This window comes from Kocuria cellulosilytica, from assembly GCF_040981245.1.
Classification (GTDB): Bacteria; Actinomycetota; Actinomycetes; order Actinomycetales; family Micrococcaceae; genus Kocuria; species Kocuria cellulosilytica.
Genome location: NZ_JAVFWZ010000178.1, coordinates 1 through 501, shown reverse-complemented (window position 1 = coordinate 501; position 501 = coordinate 1). Strand labels below are relative to the sequence as shown.

1 protein-coding gene is annotated in these 501 nt (G+C 73.5%); it reads right to left on the bottom strand.

Annotated features, from left to right (window positions below; translation table 11 throughout):
- Positions 1–39 precede the first annotated feature (39 nt).
- On the bottom strand, positions 40–501 hold a 462-nt coding region (locus RCG67_RS17580), incomplete at its 5' end, for an AI-2E family transporter (protein WP_368828119.1).

Genomic DNA, 501 nt, shown 5'->3' with positions numbered 1-501 from the left:
CACGGCTCGCGCCCGCCGGCGGCGGGCGCGGTCCCCATCCTAGTCGTTGCCCGCCGACCGCCCGGAGGCGCCGGCGGCGGCGCGGCCGGACTGTTCGCCGCCCCCGGCCCGGGCGCGGTCGGCCCTGCGCCCGCGCTTGAGCGCGGCCTGGAGCCGCTCCTGGGCCCGCGTGCGGCGGAAGCGCTGGAGCTGGGCCATGATCTGCTCCCGGGTCAGCTCGTTCCTGCTGGCGTGCTTCTTGATCTCCCACGGGAAGTAGTAGGGCTCCCACGGGATCTCGTCGTCCTCGCGCCACAGCCCGCCCACGAGGTAGCGCACCACCGTGTTGAGGAACGCCATGACCGGCACTGCGAACAGGGCCCCGGCGATGCCGAAGAGGATCGAGCCGGAGGCCACCGCGAGGAACACCGCCAGCGGGTGGAGGGACACGGCCCGGCCCATGACGAGGGGCTGCAGGATGTTGGACTCGATCTGCTGCACGAGCAGCACGAACGCGAGCAT